This window comes from Streptomyces nidicola, assembly GCF_050106155.1.
In the GTDB taxonomy this organism is placed as follows: domain Bacteria; phylum Actinomycetota; class Actinomycetes; order Streptomycetales; family Streptomycetaceae; genus Streptomyces.
In genome coordinates this window covers 6,266,410-6,281,808 of sequence record NZ_JBNBPI010000001.1, presented here as the reverse complement: position 1 = coordinate 6,281,808, position 15,399 = coordinate 6,266,410, and the positions used below count along the sequence as shown (strand labels likewise).

At 71.8% G+C, this 15,399-nt stretch carries 15 protein-coding genes and 1 tRNA gene; 9 read left to right on the top strand and 7 right to left on the bottom strand.

Annotated elements, in window-relative coordinates; genetic code table 11:
- Nucleotides 1-321 precede the first annotated feature (321 nt).
- The gene (locus tag ACOKM3_RS28340; RefSeq protein WP_426903846.1) at nt 322-2,304 is read left to right on the top strand and encodes an FAD/NAD(P)-binding protein; all 1,983 of its coding nucleotides are present in this window, start codon (nt 322-324) and stop codon (nt 2,302-2,304) included.
- A gap of 96 nt (nt 2,305-2,400) precedes the next feature.
- Complete coding sequence (locus ACOKM3_RS28335) at nt 2,401-2,850, top strand: DoxX family protein (protein ID WP_426903845.1); 450 nt, start codon at nt 2,401-2,403, stop codon at nt 2,848-2,850.
- Between the two features lie 87 nt (nt 2,851-2,937).
- Here ACOKM3_RS28335 and ACOKM3_RS28330 read toward each other — a convergent pair whose 3' ends face one another.
- Nucleotides 2,938-3,471 carry a superoxide dismutase family protein gene (locus ACOKM3_RS28330; protein ID WP_426903844.1) on the bottom strand — a complete coding sequence of 178 codons (534 nt, stop codon included), beginning with the start codon at nt 3,469-3,471 and terminating at the stop codon, nt 2,938-2,940.
- A 240-nt stretch (nt 3,472-3,711) separates the two neighbouring features.
- On the opposite strand from ACOKM3_RS28330, the gene ACOKM3_RS28325 reads away from it, so the two are divergent.
- Entirely contained in the window at nt 3,712-4,344 is a 633-nt protein-coding gene (locus ACOKM3_RS28325) for a DedA family protein (protein WP_426903843.1), read from the top strand.
- A gap of 22 nt (nt 4,345-4,366) precedes the next feature.
- On the opposite strand, the gene ACOKM3_RS28320 is transcribed toward ACOKM3_RS28325, so the two are convergent.
- Nucleotides 4,367-4,618 carry a DUF2277 domain-containing protein gene (locus ACOKM3_RS28320; RefSeq protein ID WP_426903842.1) on the bottom strand — a complete coding sequence of 84 codons (252 nt, stop codon included), beginning with the start codon at nt 4,616-4,618 and terminating at the stop codon, nt 4,367-4,369.
- A gap of 146 nt (nt 4,619-4,764) precedes the next feature.
- Here ACOKM3_RS28320 and ACOKM3_RS28315 point away from each other — a divergent pair, with 146 nt between their 5' ends.
- Nucleotides 4,765-5,163, top strand: a complete 399-nt coding sequence (locus ACOKM3_RS28315; RefSeq protein WP_426903841.1) for a hypothetical protein — start codon at nt 4,765-4,767, stop codon at nt 5,161-5,163.
- A gap of 34 nt (nt 5,164-5,197) precedes the next feature.
- Here ACOKM3_RS28315 and ACOKM3_RS28310 read toward each other — a convergent pair.
- A tRNA-Val gene (locus ACOKM3_RS28310) sits at nt 5,198-5,269 on the bottom strand.
- A 214-nt stretch (nt 5,270-5,483) separates the two neighbouring features.
- On the opposite strand from ACOKM3_RS28310, the gene ACOKM3_RS28305 reads away from it, so the two are divergent.
- The 4 genes from ACOKM3_RS28305 (at nt 5,484) to ACOKM3_RS28290 (ending at nt 8,594) form a co-directional block, all read left to right on the top strand.
- A complete protein-coding gene (locus ACOKM3_RS28305) occupies nt 5,484-6,263 on the top strand; it encodes a DUF4097 family beta strand repeat-containing protein (RefSeq protein WP_426903840.1) in 780 nt (259 codons plus the stop codon).
- Between the two features lie 99 nt (nt 6,264-6,362).
- A complete protein-coding gene (locus tag ACOKM3_RS28300) occupies nt 6,363-7,748 on the top strand; it encodes a hypothetical protein (RefSeq protein WP_426903839.1) in 1,386 nt (461 codons plus the stop codon).
- A 100-nt stretch (nt 7,749-7,848) separates the two neighbouring features.
- Nucleotides 7,849-8,367: a DUF4383 domain-containing protein gene (locus tag ACOKM3_RS28295; protein ID WP_426903838.1), complete on the top strand. Its 519-nt coding sequence runs from the start codon at nt 7,849-7,851 to the stop codon at nt 8,365-8,367.
- Nucleotides 8,368-8,381: 14 nt separating this feature from the next.
- The gene (locus ACOKM3_RS28290) at nt 8,382-8,594 is read left to right on the top strand and encodes an FmdB family zinc ribbon protein (RefSeq protein WP_426903837.1); all 213 of its coding nucleotides are present in this window, start codon (nt 8,382-8,384) and stop codon (nt 8,592-8,594) included.
- Between the two features lie 530 nt (nt 8,595-9,124).
- Here the strand turns inward: ACOKM3_RS28290 and ACOKM3_RS28285 are convergent.
- From ACOKM3_RS28285 to ACOKM3_RS28275, 3 genes are all read right to left on the bottom strand, one after another.
- Nucleotides 9,125-9,931, bottom strand: a complete 807-nt coding sequence (locus ACOKM3_RS28285; RefSeq protein ID WP_426903836.1) for an HAD family hydrolase — start codon at nt 9,929-9,931, stop codon at nt 9,125-9,127.
- A complete protein-coding gene (locus ACOKM3_RS28280; protein ID WP_426906916.1) occupies nt 9,928-12,324 on the bottom strand; it encodes a phosphoribosyltransferase in 2,397 nt (798 codons plus the stop codon). Before ACOKM3_RS28280 ends, ACOKM3_RS28285 begins: the two co-directional genes overlap by 4 nt.
- Nucleotides 12,325-12,407: 83 nt before the next feature.
- Nucleotides 12,408-13,580, bottom strand: a complete 1,173-nt coding sequence (locus tag ACOKM3_RS28275; protein WP_426903835.1) for an HpcH/HpaI aldolase/citrate lyase family protein — start codon at nt 13,578-13,580, stop codon at nt 12,408-12,410.
- A 220-nt stretch (nt 13,581-13,800) separates the two neighbouring features.
- Here ACOKM3_RS28275 and ACOKM3_RS28270 point away from each other — a divergent pair, with 220 nt between their 5' ends.
- On the top strand, nt 13,801-14,658 hold the full coding sequence (locus tag ACOKM3_RS28270) for a TerD family protein (RefSeq protein ID WP_426903834.1): 858 nt from the start codon (nt 13,801-13,803) through the stop codon (nt 14,656-14,658).
- Here ACOKM3_RS28270 and ACOKM3_RS28265 read toward each other — a convergent pair.
- Entirely contained in the window at nt 14,645-15,388 is a 744-nt protein-coding gene (locus tag ACOKM3_RS28265) for a TerD family protein (RefSeq protein WP_426903833.1), read from the bottom strand. The two genes, ACOKM3_RS28270 and ACOKM3_RS28265, sit on opposite strands and share 14 nt — an antisense overlap.
- Nucleotides 15,389-15,399 lie beyond the last annotated feature (11 nt).

The following is a 15,399-nucleotide window of genomic DNA, read 5'->3' as shown; positions in this document are numbered from 1 at the left end:
AAGCCCCTGTGGCGCCCACGCTGCGGGGCCCGGGCAAAATCAGCCCCGCCGGCGATTGAGGCGCGGGGTCCGGGGCGGAGCCCCGCGTCCGTAACGCCGGTCCGGCAAAATCAGCCCCGCCGGCGATTGAGGCGCGGGGCCCGGGGCAGAGCCCCGCGACGTAGGCACGGTGGGCCAGCACCGACGGACACCGGCCAACGGCCCCGCCCCAGGTGAGACGGACCACACCCCCACCGCCCCGCCCCACCCCCGGCAGGGAACCGGCATGATGAGGCGGTCCATCCGCTTCCCAGCAGCCCCACATGCCTCGGGAGTCCCACCTTGCCCGTCCCCCACCCCGAGCACCCCACGCACCCCGCGCCCCCCACCTTCGCCATCGCCATCGTCGGCGCGGGCCCCCGCGGCACCAGCGTCCTGGAACGCCTCACCGCATCGGCGGACGAGCTCCTCCCGCCCGGGACCCGGCTCACGGTCCACCTGATCGACCCGCACCCACCGGGCGCAGGCGCCGTCTGGCGCACGGACCAGGCCCCGGAACTCCTCATGAACACGGTCGCCTCGCAGGTCACCCTGTTCACCGACGACAGCGTCGACTGCTCGGGCCCGATCCGCCCGGGCCCGAGCCTGTACGAGTGGGCCCTGCGGCACGACGCGGCACTCGCCCCCGACGCGTACCCGACCCGCGCCCAGTACGGCCGCTACCTGCGCTGGGTGTTCGCCGAAACGGTGGCGTCCGCCCCGACATCGGTAGAGGTCGTCCCACACCCCACCCGCGCCGTCCGCCTCGACGACTCCCCCGGCACCGGCACCGAGGACGGCCTCCAGACCCTCACCCTCGCCGACGGCCACCACCTCACCGGCCTGCACTCGGTCGTCCTCACCCAGGGCCACCTGCCCACCGCCCCCGCCCCGGCCGAGCGCGACCTCACCGAGTACGCCCGCCGGCACGGCCTGCGCCACCTCCCGCCCGCCAACCCGGCCGAGCTCGACCTGACCCCCCTGGCCCCCGGCGAACCCGTCCTCCTGCGCGGCCTCGGCCTCAACTTCTTCGACCACATGGCCCTGTTGACGGAAGGCCGCGGCGGACGCCACATACGCACGGCGGACGGCGCCCTGCGCTATCTCCCCTCGGGCAACGAGCCCCGCCTGTACGCGGGTTCACGCCGCGGCATCCCGCACCAGGCACGCGGCGACAACGCCAAGGGCGCGTACGGCCGCCACCAACCCGCCGTACTCACCCCCGAGTTGATAACCGGATTCCGCAAACGGGCCGACTCCGGCGACGCCCCCGACTTCCTCGCCGACATATGGCCGCTGATCGCGAAGGAGGTCGAGACGATCTACTACGAGACGCTCCTCAGGGCCACCGAAGGCCACCCCGGCACCGACACCTCCTTCCGCGAACGCTTCCTCGCCACACCCCACCGCTCCCCCCAAGAGGCGGAAGTCCTCAGGGAGTTCGGGATTACCGAGGACCTCCAGTGGTCCTGGGACCGCGTCTCCCGCCCCGCCTCGGGCCGCACGTACACCTCTCCCGCCACATGGCGCGCCTGGCTTCTCGGCCATCTTCGCGAGGACGCCGCACACGCCGCGCTCGGCAACGTGGACGGGCCGGTGAAGGCCGCCCTCGACGTGCTGCGCGACCTGCGCAACGAACTGCGGCTCGTCGTCGACCACGGCGGCCTGACCGGCGCCTCGCGCCGCGATCACCTCGACCGCTGGTACACCCCGCTCAACGCGTTCCTGTCGATCGGGCCGCCCCGACGACGTATCGAGGAGCTGACCGCGCTGATCGAGGCCGGCGTGCTGACCGTCATAGGGCCACGCATGGAGGTGTCCATCCAGGGCGGCCACTTTGTCGCGCACTCCCCCGACGTGCCCGGTTCGACCGTGAGGGTCACCACACTCGTCGAGGCCCGACTGCCCGAGCCCGACCTCCGCAGGACCGCCGACGACCTGCTGATACGCCTCCTCAAGACCGGCGGCGCCCGGCCGCACACGGTCGACGGGCACGAGACCGGCGGCCTCGACGTCACGCCCCGCCCGTACCACCTGATCGACCGTCAAGGTCGGCCGCACACAAGGCGGTTCGCCTTCGGGGTGCCCACCGAGGGGGTGCACTGGGTGACCGCCGCGGGGGCCCGCCCGGGGGTCGACTCGGTCACCCTCTCCGACGCCGACGCGGTGGCCCGCGCGGCCCTGCGCAGGGCCGGAGCGGACCCCACGACGCCCGAAGCGGAGGCCGTACCGGAGGGCGATCATGGCCGGATGTTGAACTTGCAAGCACTAATTAGGTTCCCCTAATCTTTGGCGCCCCACACCGGTGGCGGCAGCGGCGACGAAGGCGCTTCTCGCGCCGGTGCTCTCGGTTACGTCCCCACCGACCGAAGGAGCCCCACCATGACTGGACGTCTCAACCGCGCCCAGCCCTACGCTCTCGGCCTCTTCCGCATCGTCATAGGCCTGCTCTTCGCCTGCCACGGCGCCGCTTCGCTCTTCGGCGTCCTCGGCGGGGCGATGGGCGGCGGCAGCGTCGAGACCGGCGCCTGGCCCGCCTGGTACGCGGCCGTGATCCAGCTCGTCGGCGGCGGCCTCGTGCTGCTCGGCCTCGGCACCCGCTTCGCCGCCTTCATCGCGTCGGGCTCGATGGCCTACGCGTACTTCAAGGTCCACCAGCCCGAGTCGCTGTGGCCGCTCCAGAACGGCGGCGAGGCCTCCGTGCTGTTCTGCTGGGCGATGCTGCTGCTCGTCTTCACCGGCTCCGGCGCGCTGGGCCTCGACCGCCTCTTCGCCGGACGCGGCGAGCGGGCCGAGGACGACGCGCCCGCCCGCGAGGCCGTCCCGGCCTGAGGTTCCGTACGCAACGGCGGCGGCCCGCCCTCCACGTGAACTCGTGAAGGGCGGGCCGCCGCCTTACGCGCACCTACCCGTACGGCCTCAGGAGACCGAGGTGAACGGCACCGAGAGGCACGCCACCCGGTCCCCCGACGCGCCCGGCTTGTCGTGGATCACGATGGAGCCCGCGCCGCCGTGCCGCAGCCCCCACGACTTGTGCACCTTCGCGCTGCCGTTGCCCTTCGCGTCGGCGGTGAAGTCGAGCCAGAGCTCGTTCTCCGCGGTCACCCGCTTCGGGTCCACCACGTTCTGGTAGTGCCCGCCCGCCGCCTCGGGGTCGGCGCCGCACGACTTCTGGTGCACGTGCGCGCCGTACTTGTGGCCCGGGACGAGCCCTCTCACCCGCATGCTCACCGTCATGCCGGTCGAGTCGGTCCCGTGCTGCGACACCTCGATCGACGACCCCGGCGGCACGAGGGCCTTGTCGTACGTGAGCGCCGAGGACGCGACGAACGCGTTGGGCGGCGAGAAGTGGCCCGCCATCCGCACCCAGTAACTCGTCGTCGCGCTCGCGGTGCCGGTGGTCACCGCGAGCGCGGCCGCCGCCAGGACACCTGTCACGATTTTCGCCTTCATTTCCGTTTCCTCCGATCACTTGGGGTCACCAGACCCGTCCTGTACCGACTTTTTGGTACGGGACGTGACCGACCCATCACGGCAGGAACACGCGGGAACGTGAGATCGGGAACAACTGTGCCCCTTTCGCCACTTCAGCCACTTCCGGGGCGTACGCTGTAGAGCTGTCATGTCAGCCGCTCCTGTCGGGAGGGAACGGCCGGAAAGCACCGGAACGGTCCGTACGGGAGTAGGCGAACAGTGCTGCAAGGTGTCCTGGGGTCACTGGCCGACAGCTCGTGGATCTACGCGATCGTGGCGCTCTCCGTCGTCTTCGACGTGTTCGTGCCCGTGCTGCCCAGTGGTTTCCTCGTGATCGCCGCCGCCACCGCGACCGCGGGCGGCGCGGCCGCCACCGGCGGCGTGCCGCACCCCAACCTCCCGGACCTGCTCGCCCTCACGCTCTGCGCCGCGACGGCCTCGGTCCTCGGCGACCTGGTCGCCTACCGGATCGCCTGGCGCGGCGGCGAACGCCTGGACCGCGCCCTCGCCCGCTCCCGCCGCCTGAGCACCGCGCAGGAACGTCTCGGCGGGGCGCTCGCGCGCTCCAGCGGCGGACTGCTCGTGATCATCGCCCGGTTCGCGCCCGCGGGCCGCTCGGTCGTCTCCTTCGCGGCCGGCACGGCGCACCGCCGGGTCCGCGAGTTCCTGCCGTGGTCGGCAGCCGCGGGCGTGGCCTGGGCCGCGTACAGCGTGGCGCTCGGTTACTTCGGCGCGCAGTGGCTCGGCGCGAGCTGGCTCTCCACCGTCGTCTCGGTCCTCGCCCTGGTGGGCGCGGGCGCGGTGGCGGCGTATGTGATGCGCAGGCCGGTACCGGCGGCTCAGGAGGCCTGAGCCGCTCCGCTCCGCCTTCGGCTCAAGAGGCCCGAGCCGCCTCCTCCGGCTTCTTCGCGTGCGCGGTCCCGCGCACCTCGAGGCCGTCGAGCAGTTCGGCGGTCGCGCGGGCGATGTCGTCCACCGCCCGTTCGAACACCTCGCGATTGTGCGCGGCCGGCGCCCGGAAGCCGGACACCTTCCGTACGTACTGGAGGGCGGCGGCCCTGATCTCGTCCCCGGTGGCCTCTTCGGGGAGCGCTGGCGGGCGAAGGGTCTTGATGCTGCGGCACATGCCTCCAGTCTGCCGCCGCGGAGCGCCCCGCACCCGGCGATCGTGCAACGGCCGGGCACCCGATCGACCACACGTTCGCGTGAACCACCCGATGAAGTACCCGAAGTTGCTCGCACCCTGAATTCGAACAGACGTACCATTGCCGGGTGGCAGCGACCGATGACTCCGACTTCGACTTTCCCGGCGACCTTCTCGCCGGCCAGGCAGAGCTGCATCAGATCAGGGCCGAGCTCCTGGCCCTGCTCAAGCGGCTCCCCTGGTCGGTCGAGCCCCATGACGCGGTCATAGACACGCAGGGCTGGCGCAAGATGGAGCGCGCGGCCTCGCCCGGCTGGAGCGAGGACGATCAGGCGGAGGTGGAGAAACTCCGCAGGCGCGAGCTGGAACTGGCCGTCTTCGTGACGTGCCATCGGTACTGGTCCGAGCTGACGGGCGGCGACGCGGTACGGGCCCGCGCACGCCTCAAGCACGTGCACGACGAGCCCGCGCGCGAAGACCCCGGGAACGGCCAAGGTTCCAGGAACGACGAAAGCCCCCGGGCTTGATCGCCTGAGGGCCTTCGTTCATCGCGCTTCACGGTGGGCGCGGACGGTTTCGAACCGCCGACATTCTGCTTGTAAGGCAGACGCTCTACCCCTGAGCTACGCGCCCGTGATCCCGGCGCGTGGCCAGGACGAATGGACAGACTACCTTGCCGGTGCCGGTGCTCCGCAATCCCGTGCCGGCCGCGACGCCTGCGGGGGTTAACCCCCCTCGGAATCCGGTGGCCGTCCACATCCCGGAGGCGGCCCTCACCCCCGTACGTTCATGAGTGCCGGCCACCTGGCCGGTGCCCCAACACCGGCTTCCACAGGGGGAGTTCACCATGTCCGTCCGCTCGCCTCGCACCGTCCGCGTCCTGGCCGCCGCCGGAGCCGCGGTCGCCGTCGCGACGATCGCGACCGCGTGCGGGGCCGACTCCTCCGACGACGAGAAGCCCCAGCACCGTTCCTTCGCCCTGCACAGCAGGACGCTCACGGTCGACTCGGACGACTCGAAGCTCGACCTGGTCCCCGGCGACGGCGACCAGGTGAAGGTCACCCGGTGGTTCCAGGGCTCCACCGTGGTCGGCTCCTCGCCGAAGGTGACGTGGAAATGGCAGTCCGACGAGGACCGGCTCACCCTGCGCCTGCACTGCAACGGCCTGATCGCCGACTGCTCGGTCCGGCACCGCGTCGAGGTGCCGCGCGGCATCGCCGTGGCGGTCCGCAACGACGACGGCAGCGTCCACGCCCGTGACTTCAGGAACGGGCTCGACATCACGACGAGCGACGGCTCGGTCCACGTCGAGAACGCCTCGGGCCCGCTGCGCCTGCACAGCAAGGACGGCTCCCTGCGCGCCTCCGGCATCGACGCCCGCCGGGTCACCGTCGACAGCGAGGACGGCAGCGCACGGATCGACCTGCGCACGGCCCCCGCCCGCGTCGAGGCGACCACCCAGGACGGCAGCCTGACCCTCGGGCTGCCCGGCTCCGCCACGTACGACGTCACCACCGACACGCAGGACGGCGCCGTCGATGTCTCCGTCCCGCGCGACACCCACAGTGACCACCGGGTCTCCGCCCGCACCCAGGACGGGAAAGTCACGGTCCGAACCGCGAACTAACCGGCCCGTGTATTCGTTCTCAACCGGTGGGAGAATGGACACCGGTTAAGAACCGTACGGGCAGCACAGGAGAGGTTTGTGACGGCGACGACGACATCCATGCGACAGCATCCGTCGTCCCCCGACCGTGATCCACGCCCTCGCGGGGACCGCCGCCGCTCCGGCCCGCTCCGGGACTTCGCCACCCTCACCCTCCTGCCCCTCCCCCTCCTCGCGGCCACGCTCACGGGCGCGTTCAACGCCGGGGGCACCCGGCGGTGGTTCGGGGGCCGCGCCGAGTCGCAGCGCGCGCAGGCGCAGGCAGCCAAGGACGATGCGGCCGCCGCCTTCTACGAGCTGGACACCGCCCAGCGCGACCTGCGGATCTCGATAGAGACGATCACCGCGGTCGACGACTCGCCGGCGGGCCGCCGCGCCGTCGACGACTTCGCGGCGCTCGGCCGCCGTATCGACGAGGTCAGCGGGCAGTACATCACCGCGGTCGACGCGCACGACCTGGACCGGGACGACCTGGAGGCGTCCGCCGCCTCCCGCGCCCATTCCCAACTGACGCAGGCGAAGCAGCAGTTGACGCAGGTCAAGCAGGATCTGGACCGCTTCGCGCAGGGCATCGGACCGCTGCTCGGCAAGGCGGAGACACAGCTCGCGCGGCTCGCCCCGTCCGTGGAGCGCGCCCGGCAGTCCCTGCTGGCGGCGACGACCGCGCTCGACTCCGTACGGCAGGCGGGCCTGAAGGCCGACGATCTGGCGGCCCGGCTCGCCGCGCTCGGCCCCGAGCTGACCAGGCTGAACCAGGGGGCGGGGCAGCACGGCGTACCGGAGACGCTGGAGCGGGCGGAGCGGGTCGCGCGGGATGCCGAGAGCGTACGGGCGGAGGCCGAGCGGCTGCCCGAGCGGGCGTCCGAGATCGACCGCAGGCTCGTCTCGCTGCGGACCCGCGCGCAGGCGCTCCAGACGCGGGCGGGGCAGGTCGAGCCGGTGCTCAGCGAGCTGCGGCGCCGGTTCACCGTCGCGTGCTGGCAGGACCTGCAGTCCGTGCCGGACACGGCCGCGGAGAACGTGCGGCAGGCCGAGTCCAAGCTCGCCGAGGCGCGTTCGGCCCGCGAGAGCCAGGACTGGCCGAACGCGACGGCGCTGCTGTCCACGGTGCGGGCGTTGCTGAACGCGACGGACGAGTCGGTGTCGGCGGCCTCCGACCGCCTGCAGCGGCTGAACGCGGTGGCGAAGGATCCGCGGGCGGAGATCGACCGCACCCGGTTCGCGATCCGGGACGCGCAGCGCCTCGCGATGGCGGGCCGCTCCACGCCGGACCCGCGGCACGCCCGTCCCCTCGACGAGTCCGTGGCCCGCCTGGACCGCGCCGTCGCGGGCCTCGAGGGCCGCCACCCCGACTACTGGCACTTCCTGACCGAGACGGAGGGCGTGCGGCGGACGGTGGCCCGTGTGGTCACGCAGATCCGGGAGGACCGGGGCGGCGGCGTCTGAGGTTGGCGTTCGCCGGGCGACGGGCGGACCCTTGAGGTACGTACATACGTCACGCGTACGTCAGGCGCACATGTGCCACGTGCCAGGAGGCGAGGCGATCATGTCCACGCACGTACTCCACCCCGGTCCCCGTGCCCGACGCCATGTCACGCTCGACGAGCATCTGCCGCTCGATCACCGGCTCAGCAAGGTGTACCGCACGGGAGCGGGCCTGATGGGGCTGGTTCTGCTGGCCTTCGGGATCCTCGGGCTCATCGACAAGATCGGCTTCTTCGACACCCGCGGGGACACCGTCGCGGGCCTCAGCACGAACGGCGCGCTGAGCGTCCTGTCCATCTGCGTCGGCCTGCTGCTCTTCGTCGGCATGGTGATCGGCGGCAACTTCGCGTCGACGCTCAACATGACGCTGGGCATCCTGTTCATCCTCAGCGGCTTCGTGAACCTGGCCCTGCTGGACACCGGCTTCAACTTCCTGGCGTTCCGCATCCAGAACGTGCTGTTCAGCTTTGTCGTCGGCGTGCTGCTGATGTGCTTCGGCATGTACGGCAGGGTCAGCGGAACGCTCCCCCACGACAACCCGTACTGGCAGGCCAGGCACACCCCAACTGACGGGGCCTGACCTACTCTTGGCGCATGCCACGCTACGAGTACCGGTGCCGCAGCTGCACCACGACATTCGAACTGTCCCGCCCAATGTCCGAGTCCGCGTCCCCGGCCCCCTGCCCGGAGGGCCACGCGGACACGGTCAAGCTCCTCTCGACGGTCTCGGTGGCCGGCACGGCTTCCGCCCCACCCGCCGGGGCGGGCGGGGGCGGCGGATGCTGCGGCGGCGGCTGCTGCGGCTGACCCCGCCTGCGGCCTGAAGTGGCGGCTGCTGCGGCTGACCCCGCCTGCGGCCTGAAAAGGCGATTGCTGCGGCTGACCCCGCCTGCGGCTTGAAAGGCTGGGGCGCTGCCCCATACCCCGCTCCTCAATCGCCGGAGGGGCTTAAATGCCACGGCACCGCCTGCCCCCGCTGCGGTCGCCGCCGCCCCGCCTCAGGCAATCCGCCACCAACCCGACTCCCCACCCGCCGCGGTCGACCGCACCCGCCCTGGGCAATCCGCTGCCCACCACGGCTCCCCACCCTGACGGTCGACGCCGCCCGCCTTGGGCAATCCGCCGCCAACCCCGACTCCCCACCCGCCGCGGTCGGCCGCACGCGCCTTGGGCAATCTGCCGCCTTGGGCGGCAGGGTGGGCAAGGCGGCACCCCGGTGCAGGCCGCGCATCACGAAAGCGCCCACCCCGGCACAGCTCAAAAACCCCGGTGCAGCACACCCATGACGACGGACGCCGACCCCGGCGCAGCCCCGCAAGCCCGGCGCCGCGCGCCCCTCACAGCGCCCCGAGGAACCCCCGCAACACCGCCTCCCCCGCAACAACCCCCCGCTCAGCCAGCACCGTCACCCCGGGCGACACCCAACCCACATCCGCCAGCTCACCGTGCCCAGGCCGCCACCCCCGATCCACCACGCGGAGCAAATCCGCGTCGAGCAATGAATCCCCCGCCCCCAACGTCAACCCCGCCCCAACCCTCCGCGCAACCTCCGCAACCGCCGCCCCCTTGGTCAACGGCTTCGGCACGGCATACACCTTCCGCCCCTGAAGCGACACACCCCACCCGACCCCGTCGGCCCACTCCCCGAGCTCCTTGACCCACCCCTCCGGCAGCGCCGCCCGGTCGACCACCAGGTACGCGAACAGCTCCTCCGCGACCCGCTCCTTCAGCAGCCACGCCGGATCCGCCGCGGCAACCATCCGCTCCCGCACCTCCCCGAGCGGCGCACACTCCGAGTCGAGCCGCTCCCCGACCGCCCGCCGCCACTCCGGGTCCGACACCCCGTCGACCAACAGGTGCCCACCGTTCGCACAGATCGCATACGCCGGCGCCGCCCCCGGCAACCGCACCCGCGCATACTGCTCCCGCGTCCGCGTGGTCGTGGGCACGAACACCGCCCGCCGCCCCAGCTCGACCAGCATCTCGGCGGCGTCCTCAGTGACGTACGACAAGGGTCTGCCCTCGTACACCTCGACGCACAGCAACCGCGGCGCCTCCGCATCGGGCATCGTCAGCCCGAGCGCCCCGGCGGAGTAGATGAGCGTACGGTCGAGGTCACTCGCGACGACAACGGGCGTGGTCACTTGGCCGCCACCGCCTTGCCGTCCGTCCCCGTCGCCCCGCGCGTGAACTTCGGATGGATCAACCCGACGCAGGTGTAAGGGAGTTCGCCGACCACCTCGACCGGAACCCCCCGCTGCTCCGCCAGCAACCGCACATGGTCGAGGTCCGCCCCCGCGTCCGCCCGCGCCAGGATCTTCCACGGCACCCGCCGCAACAGCACCCGCGTCGTCTCGCCGACCCCGGGCTTCACCAGGTTCACATCGTGGATCCCGTACTCCTCGCTGATCCGCTCGACGGCCGCCCACCCTTCCCAGGTGGGGGCCCGGTCCGCCCCCTGCAACTCCTTGACCTGCGCGTCGACCGCGTCGGCGACCTCCGCGAACCGCTCCTCCACCGCGTCGAGGAACCGCCCGGAGACATCCGAACCGGCCAGCTCGGAGTAGAACTTCGCCCCGTGGAAGTCGTCGGGCCCGACCAGGTCGGACCGCAGCACCGTCCGCGAGATCAGCCCGGACACCGTGGAGTTGAGGCAGGCCGAGGGTATGAGGAAGTCCTCCCGCGTCCCGTACGTCCGCACGCACGACCCCGGATCGGCGAGCACGGCGATCTCCGGGTCGAAGCCCTCGAACTCGGCGACCGCCGCCGCGAGTTCCCGCGTGATGGCACCCTTGCCGGTCCACCCGTCCACGAACACCACATCCGCCGGATCGTGGTGCGCGGCGAGCCAGCGCAGCGCGTTCGCGTCGATCCCCCGCCCGCGCACGATCGACACCGCGTAGTGCGGCAGCTCGAGCCCGTGCCGCCGCAGCGCCCAGCGCCGCATCAGCACCCCCACCGGCGTCCCCGCGCGCGCGAGCGACACAAGGACCGGCCGCGGCGAGCGCTCGGCGAGCACCGTCTCGGTGACCACGCCCACCGCGTGCGCTATTCGCCCCGCCGACGCATCCAGGGCGGCGTGGAACAACTCCTGGTACTGCGCGCTGGGTTGGTACTCGACGGGCAGCGACTCCGCGTAGTGCGCGCCCCCGCCCTGAATGGCCTCCTCGCGCTCCTCGGTCGGCGCCTCCAGCTGTACGTCCGACAGGTCCTGGAGCAGCCACCCCACCTCGTCCGGCGCGTACGAGGAGAACGCGGGACCGCGCAGCGGCTCGGGCAACGGCATGGAGGACCTTTCCTGGGGAACGTATGACGGCACCACGGCCACGACCACCCGCGACGCGTGCGCGGCGACCTGCTCCAACAGCCCGCCGGGGCCTTCGAGTTCGGCGGTGTCGCCCACCGAGTCGAGCACGACGACGACCGTGTCGAAGCCGCCCCCCGCGACGTTGTACGCGAACCGCTCCCCCGGCCCGTCGGCCGGCGCGTCGTGCGCCGGGAAGACGAGGCGGCTGCGGATCGCGTAGCCGGGGTCGTCGACGGCGAGGACGGGCGAACGGGTCGTGGTGGAGTACGCGACATCGGCGCCCGCCGCCTCCAGCTCGGTGGCGAGGCGCAGCGGCGCGTACATCAACTCCTCGTTGCCGAGGACGAGTACGCGTCCGTCGCCGAGGTGCGGCGCGAGGCGCGCGGCCATGTCTGGCAGTGCCGCTTCGAGGCGCTCCCGGTGCTCAGGGGTGAACCCGTGCCGTCCGCCGTCCGGCAGGCCCCGCGGCCAGCCGAGGTCGTCGAGGCGCACCAGCTCGGCGCGCTCCCGGCGGGGTGCGGGCAGCTGCCCGCCCTCGTGCGCGGCGACGAGCGCCTGCCCCTTCTCGAGCACCCCGTCCGGCAGCCGCACCGTGCCGCGCGCCGCGACCACCAGGTCGACGCGCGCCCCTATGTCGCGCGCGAACTCCTCGAGCCGCCCCTGGTCGCCCGGCGAGCGCATGTCGACGAGCGCGACGATGACGTAGTGCTCGCGCGCGTGCAGTTCGTGCAGCGCCCGGATGGTGTTCAGGACCGTGTTCCCCGTGGAGAACTCGTCGTCGACGAGGACCAGCGGGCCGTCCCCCGCGAGCAGGTGCGGGTCCTCGGGCAGCAGCAGGTGCGAGGTGGCGTGCGAGTGGGACTCCTCGAAGCCGCCCGCGCGGGGCACGCCCTCGACGGGCCTGCGCGTGGAGTGCAGATAGGTCGCGAGGGCCAGACCGTCGGCGACCGAGTGCCCGAGTCCCGTCGCCGTCTCGGCGTAGCCGAGGACGACCGCGCGCCGCGCCGCCTCGTCGCCCAGCAGTTCCCTTACCCGGACGCCGAGTTCACGCCCCGCGCCCCACACCACCGATGGACGCTGCGGAACGTGCTTGCCCAGCACGTTCGACACCAGGAGGTGTGCGCGCTTGGGGTTGCGCCGCAGCGCGAGCCCGAGGAGTCCGGGCAGCTCCCGGTCACCCGTCAGCTCGACCCCGAGCCGCTCGGCGACCCACTGCCCCGACCACACCACGTTCCCGCTGCCTCTCGCCTCACGCACCCCGAAATCACGCACCTCGAATTCACGCACCCCGAAAGCCCGACTCTCCTCGTCACTCATCCCGGCAACCCGGCCGTCAGCAGCTCCACGAACCCCACGTCCTCCCGCGCCACCCCGAACGCCTCCGCGCGCCGCAGCGTCCGCTCGGCCCACGCGCGGTGCGGCTTCACCTCGTTCATCTTGTTCGTGTACGAGGACCGGAGCACACCGCCACCGCCCCGCTCGGGCCGCAGTATGTCGCGGGCGTCGCTGTACTCCTCGTGGCTGACGACGGAGAGCGCGTGCACGGGCAGCACGTGTGTGGGGTGGATGCAGGTCTTGCCGAGCAGTCCGTTGGCCCGGTCCAGTTCGATCTCGCGCAGCAGCCCGTCGATGTCGTGCTGGATGAGCGCCTGCCGCAGGTCGTCGGCCCGCCCCTCCAGGAAGGGGCTGCGGCGCAGCTGCGGCTTGAACATCCGTTCCTGGTGGCGGAAGTACTCCCAGACGGGCCCGGTCACCGTGAACCCGGTGCCGTCCGCCCGGCCCAGCACATTGACCACGTCTCCGATGACGGAGGCCACGATCTGGACGTCGTACGCCGTCATGTCCGCAGGCCTGCGCAGCCCGTACGCCGAGCAGAAGTCGGTGACGCCGAGGCGCAGCGCGAGGACGCGGTCGCGGTACTTGTCGACGGTGCGGGCGATGCCGGCGAGGGTCTCGCCGCGGGTCTCCAGGTGCAGCAGGTCGGGCGACTCCAGGACCGGCATGGCGAAAAGCCGCCGTCCGGTGGCCGCCTCTGCGGCGGTGACGGCCTCCAGGAACGGGACGCCCCGCTCCTCGGTGAACTTGGGCAGCACGAATCCGGACAGCAGATCCACGGAGCTGCCGAGCCGCGCCACGAGATCGGTGATCTGCTCCGGGGCCCGTACCCGGATGAAGAGCAGGGGCGGCTCGGCCCCCTCGGCGGCCCGGCCCGCGAGCTCGGCGAACTGCCGCACCAGGTTCTCCTCGGCGTCCGGCACCTCACCGTCGTGTATCGAGTCCTCCAGGCACAGCACCATGGAGACGACGCCGCGTCCGGCCTGCTTGAGTACGTCGTCCGCGAGCCGGGGGCGGGTGGCCGGACTGTAGAGCGTCGCTCCGAGTGCCGCCGCGAGCATGCGGGGCGGGGAGCCCGCGGTGAAGTCCCGCGGCTCCTCGTGGAACAGGCGCTCCCGCACCTCAGGGGCGATGTGCCCGAAATGACGCATAAGACTCCCCCGTACTGCCGGTCCACCCGAAATGATGTGGCCGGTAATAGTACGTACAAGGGTGTGTCAAAGGTTCCCGCGCGTAATGAAGTTCTGGTAACTGGCGCATGTCGTGTGCTGTTTTCCGGCCTCGCGCGCGGCGGGCGATGCCTGCGCACAGAGATGTCGATCTTTGCACCCCGCGTTGTCCCGGCCAGGAGCGGGGAGGCAGGATGACCGCATGACGCACGCGATGCTCAAGGGGGCGAACGTCCCGTTCGACGCCACGGCGGTGCGCGCCGTGCTCCACTGGTCCTCGGGGCAGGGCGTGCCGGTCATCGACGCCTCTGCGCTGCTGCTCACCGCGGACGGACGGGTCCGCTCCGACGAGGACTTCGTCTTCTACAACCAGCCCCGCCACCCCTCGGGGAAGGTCTCGCGGCTCGGCCAGAAGCGCGTCGCCGACGGCATGACGGACACCGTCCAGGCGGACCTCTCGGGCGTTCCCGAGGAGATCACCCGGATCCTCGTGACGGCCTCCACGGACCCGGAGGGCACTCCGTTCGAGAACGTGCGGTCGCTGCGGCTGTCCCTCTACGACGCCGGGGCCGAGGGCGCCGAGCCGATCGCGTACTTCGACATCAAGCCAGAGACCGGCGCGGAGACCGCGCTGATCTGTGGCGAGCTGTACCGGCGCGGTGAAGGCTGGCGGCTGCGCGCGGTCGGCGAGGGGTACTCCGACGGCCTGGTGGGCCTCGCCACGGACTTCGGCATCTCGGTCGACGAGTCCGCCGAACCCGATGCCGCTGCCACTGCCACTGCCGCCGACGGGCCCGAACCCGTGCCCGGTCCCGCCGCATCCGCCCCGGCTCCCGAGCCCGCGCCGCCCCTCGCGGCTCCCGGCCCGATGCCGGAGGCGGCGCCGGTCCCGGCGACGTCGTTCCCGCTGCCGCCCCAGCAGCCGCCCGCGTACGGCTATCCGCCCGCGGCCGCCACCCAGCAGCAGGCGCCCGCGTACGGGTACCCGCAGCCGGTGTCGGCGTGGCCCGACCCGGCCTTCAAGCTGCCGCCGCAGGGGCCGCAGTTCATCGCCCAGTGACGGTCTTGTAGCCCCGGCCCCACTGCAGGCCCCACCCGTACAGCCGGTCGAGCTCGGCCTGGAACCCGTACACGAAGCGCACTTCGCGGCGCACGACGAAGTCGCCCTTCACGTTGTCGATGGAGACCACGGCGCACGAACGGGCCTGCGGTGCCCGCTCGTCGAGGCTGATCTCGATCCGGGGGCCGTTGCTCGGGTACAGCGTCACGTGGGCGTGCGTACGGTCGAACGCCGGCGTCTGGTCGTAGATGTAGACGAACAGCAGCAGGCGCTTGATGGAGTCGCGGTGATCGAGATTGACGTAGATCGTCTCACCGGACGCCGAGCCGAACCGGTCGTCACCGCTGAGCTTCACGTACGGCGCCTCGTTGAGCGCCCCGAAGAAACTGCCGAGCGGCTGTACGACACCCTTCGTGCCGTCCTTCAGCTCGTACAGGCAGCCGAGGTCGAGGTCCACATTGACCATCGACTGGGTATGGGCCTGCACCACATCGGGTTTGAACATGCTGAACGGATGCCGCAGCAGGCTGTTCCGCTTGGGACCGCCGATGTCCGAAGTCCGCATCCGCCACGACAGGTTGACCCGCAGGTTGCCGGTGGCCGCGCCCTGTTTGGAGAGCGAGACGACCGGATGTCGTTTGGTGAGTTCGATCGAGTTGGTCGCCGCGCTGCCCGAATCGAACTCGAACTGTGCGGAGTTCCCGCGCCATAGCCTGTCCCAGAAGGACATACCGCCCCCAA

Coding starts and splice junctions, on each gene's coding strand:
- ACOKM3_RS28335 (WP_426903845.1), top strand. CDS start 2,401: ATGACTGGACGTCTCAACCGCGCCCAGCCCTACGCTCTCGGCCTCTTC.
- ACOKM3_RS28330 (WP_426903844.1), bottom strand. CDS start 3,471: ATGAAGGCGAAAATCGTGACAGGTGTCCTGGCGGCGGCCGCGCTCGCG.
- ACOKM3_RS28320 (WP_426903842.1), bottom strand. CDS start 4,618: ATGTGCCGCAGCATCAAGACCCTTCGCCCGCCAGCGCTCCCCGAAGAG.
- ACOKM3_RS28305 (WP_426903840.1), top strand. CDS start 5,484: ATGTCCGTCCGCTCGCCTCGCACCGTCCGCGTCCTGGCCGCCGCCGGA.
- ACOKM3_RS28300 (WP_426903839.1), top strand. CDS start 6,363: ATGCGACAGCATCCGTCGTCCCCCGACCGTGATCCACGCCCTCGCGGG.
- ACOKM3_RS28295 (WP_426903838.1), top strand. CDS start 7,849: ATGTCCACGCACGTACTCCACCCCGGTCCCCGTGCCCGACGCCATGTC.
- ACOKM3_RS28290 (WP_426903837.1), top strand. CDS start 8,382: ATGCCACGCTACGAGTACCGGTGCCGCAGCTGCACCACGACATTCGAA.
- ACOKM3_RS28275 (WP_426903835.1), bottom strand. CDS start 13,580: ATGCGTCATTTCGGGCACATCGCCCCTGAGGTGCGGGAGCGCCTGTTC.
- ACOKM3_RS28270 (WP_426903834.1), top strand. CDS start 13,801: ATGACGCACGCGATGCTCAAGGGGGCGAACGTCCCGTTCGACGCCACG.
- ACOKM3_RS28265 (WP_426903833.1), bottom strand. CDS start 15,388: ATGTCCTTCTGGGACAGGCTATGGCGCGGGAACTCCGCACAGTTCGAG.